Origin of the sequence: Dietzia sp. DQ11-44 (genome assembly GCF_014145205.1) — a bacterium.
GTDB classification, from domain to species: Bacteria; Actinomycetota; Actinomycetes; order Mycobacteriales; family Mycobacteriaceae; genus Dietzia; species Dietzia natronolimnaea.
In genome coordinates this window covers 1-2,958 of the sequence record NZ_JAALEC010000726.1, presented here as the reverse complement: position 1 = coordinate 2,958, position 2,958 = coordinate 1, and the positions used below count along the sequence as shown (strand labels likewise).

At 64.1% G+C, this 2,958-nt stretch carries 3 protein-coding genes and 1 pseudogene; all 4 read left to right on the top strand.

What is annotated here, in order from left to right; translation table 11 throughout:
- Positions 1-579: pseudogene (locus G6018_RS17190) on the top strand (hypothetical protein); the annotation flags it as partial.
- A 100-nt stretch (positions 580-679) separates the two neighbouring features.
- Positions 680-1,576 (top strand): hypothetical protein, encoded by an 897-nt coding sequence (locus tag G6018_RS16410; RefSeq protein WP_182640201.1) that lies wholly within the window; start codon positions 680-682, stop codon positions 1,574-1,576.
- Positions 1,573-2,226: a class I SAM-dependent methyltransferase gene (locus G6018_RS16405; protein ID WP_182640200.1), complete on the top strand. Its 654-nt coding sequence runs from the start codon at positions 1,573-1,575 to the stop codon at positions 2,224-2,226. The genes G6018_RS16410 and G6018_RS16405 overlap by 4 nt, the downstream gene beginning before the upstream one ends.
- Positions 2,223-2,933, top strand: coding sequence for a 3-oxoacyl-ACP reductase FabG (gene fabG / locus G6018_RS16400; protein ID WP_182640199.1), 711 nt, complete (start codon positions 2,223-2,225; stop codon positions 2,931-2,933). Before G6018_RS16405 ends, fabG begins: the two co-directional genes overlap by 4 nt.
- The last annotated feature ends 25 nt before the right edge of the window (positions 2,934-2,958 follow it).

Here is a 2,958-nt window from a genome sequence, read left to right as displayed (position 1 = left end):
TCGTATCTACCCCGTAGGGGTCCTACAGGGAGATCTTCTCCCCGTAGGAAATGTTCCCCCACACACGCGCGCAAGCGCGCGACGGCGCCCTCCGGGCGCTCACAACGAAGCAAGGACCGAGATCGACCCAAGAAGGCCCACGTCGTCACCGCGCAGCTCGTCGCCGCAGCGAAAAGCCTGGACAACGGTCGGCATCTGGGTTCCCTGGTTGACGTGGTGGCCGAGCTGGTCGACTGCGACCGCTGGACGGGCCGCGATCTAGTGGCGGTCCTCAACCAGGATGCGCGGGAGAACCCCCGCGACTGGCCCTCCACCATCCAGAATCCAGCCGGTTTCCTGCGGCATCGCCTCTCCCGGCTCCGGGGCGTCCTCGCCGGCCCTTCGCCTAGCGAGGTGGCCGAGCAGCACCGGCAGCGTGCCCTCGAAGAGCAGCTCCAACGGGCTGAGGCTGCCGCCGCGGCCGAGGAACGCACGGCTACTCCTGAGCAGGTGTCTCGCCACATGGATGCCATCCGTTCGATCCTGCGACGACGGCAGCGCAAGTCGGCGGGGAACAACCATTTCGGCCTCGCCAGGTAGCGCCCGAGGGTGGCGATCGGGGGGCGAGGGCGCTGATCGACCGAGACTGAGCTCGAAACCATAGGCTGTGTCCGTTAATGACCACGTCGGGAGGCTTCACGTGAGACTTGATCCGAGATGGATTGTCTTCGATCTCGTAGACAGAGGCGATGGAGATCTGATGGTCCACTCCATCGGTGGAGTCCCCTGCCAACGCACTCTCCGGCGGGCCGTCAAGAGCAACCAGCTCGACCTCGACCGTGACGGTCTGAGGCTGCTCACGGACTACGCCCGCACTCGAACATGCTCGATTCCCGGCCTTCACGCCGATTACCACCTGGTCGAACACCCCGAGTGCGGTCCTACCGGAATCGCAGTCTGGCTCCATCCCACCCCGCCGGTTGAGCGCTGTGTGCTCAACTCGTGGGTCATGGACCTCGCCGACCTCACCACCGTCACCGCGGGCGACGATGTCTCCCTCATGTCAGACGGCCGTGCCGCCGGCGAACAGCGGCCGATCCAAGATCTGTGGCGGTTCTTGACCCCGGCCGACGCCGCCACACTTGTCACCCGCTACAAAGCGGCGGTGCTCGACCCGGACAACACGTGGGTCGGATACGAGTGGACTCTCAACCTTCCAGACGCTCCCCCGCTCCATATGTTCAGCGGAGGCCGTCTCCGCGTAGACGGTGAACAGCGACGAATCATCGGCACCACCGTCGTTCTCGCCGAACGTACGCAGGAACCCCCGGACCTCCTCGGCCCGCTCGTGGAGTTCGCCTCCATCACTCTTGCTCTGGTCAATCGCCTGGCGCGGAGTGCCGTCACCAGCGTCGGCACAGACGCACCGCTGAGCTACGAGGCGTTGTGTGCCCTCGTGACCGAATACGACCTGTATGAGACAGGAGTCTTCCCCGTCGAGTTAGATGGCATCGAGTTTGATGCCAGGGTGGTCCCGATTGCAGACATGGAAGGCGGGGCGGCCACAGTCATGCTGCGAAGAAGAGGAACTGCATGAGCGAAGCACGGGACCGCGGCGCCAGCGGCAGTATCTACAACCCCGTCACTCTCAGGGTCTACGACGCGGGGGTGCTCGGACTGACCAATCGACTGATCTGGCGCTGTCCAACAGCGACGATGGTCGAGCACTACCGCAGCCACGCTGGCCGCAGTCACCTCGACGTAGGCCCCGGGACCGGCTACTTCCTCGAGCACATCGACTCCCCCTCGCTCACCCTGCTCGACCTCAACGGTGCCTGTCTCACCGCCGCAGCCGACCGAGTCGGCCACGGCAGATCTGTCGCCGCCCTCCAGCAATCCTTTTTCGACCCGATCGCCAGCGAGCACAAGTTCGACTCGATCGGTTTGAACTTCGTCCTGCACTGCATTCCCAGTCAGGAGAAGTGGGACCGTCTCTCCCAGCTCCGCGGCTACCTGCGGCCCGGCGGGACCATCTTCGGCTCCACCCTCATCCCGAATCCGGACAACGCGACGCTTGCAGCTCGAGCGTTGAACAGCACCTACAACAGGCTCGGCGTGTTTGGGAACGCCAACGACACCATGGACGAGCTGGAGAACGCGCTCCACGGATACACCGATGTCGACACCCGACGAGTCGGCCAGGTAGTGCTGTTCTCTGCACGACGACCCCAGGAGGACCACCCATGACCGACGCACGCGTAGCCCTGGTCACCGGCGCCAACCGAGGAATCGGCGCGGCTATCGCCGCCCGACTCGTCAGCGACGGCTTCACCGTCGTCGGTACGCATCGAGGCAGCGGCGTCGGCGAAGGAATCCACGGCGTCGAGTGTGACGTGACCGATTCCGAGTCCGTCGATGCTGCGTTCACCTACGCAGAGCAGACCTTCGGCCCGGTCTCCGTTGTCGTGGCCAACGCCGGCATTACCAAAGACACGTTGGTGATGCGGATGAAGGAAGAGCAGTTCCTCGACGTGGTCAACACAAACTTGGCCGGCGCGTTCCGCATAGCCAAGCGAGCGACCCGTAACATGCTCAAACAAAAGTACGGGCGACTCATCTTCATTGGATCCGCGTCCGGAATGTCAGGTGTTCCCGGGCAGGTCAACTACACCGCTTCCAAGGCCGGCGTGATCGGGATGTGTCGTTCGTTCGCCCGTGAGCTTGGCGTCAAGGGTGTTACCGCCAACGTCGTTGCCCCCGGCTTCACCGAGACCGATATGTCCGATGCCATGGACGACAAGGCGAAGGAGATCGGCACGTCGATGATCCCGCTGGCCCGATTCGCCCAGCCCGAGGAGATCGCCGCGGCGGTCGCGTTCCTGGCCTCTGAAGAATCCAGCTACATCACGGGAAACGTGCTCAACGTCGACGGCGGTGTGGGAATGGGGCACTAGCGCCTATCCTGGACCGAGCTAGTGC

Bases quoted from the DNA above. Each gene is read 5' to 3' on its own strand.
- G6018_RS16405 (WP_182640200.1), top strand. From the start codon at position 1,573: ATGAGCGAAGCACGGGACCGCGGCGCCAGCGGCAGTATCTACAACCCC.
- fabG (WP_182640199.1), top strand. From the start codon at position 2,223: ATGACCGACGCACGCGTAGCCCTGGTCACCGGCGCCAACCGAGGAATC.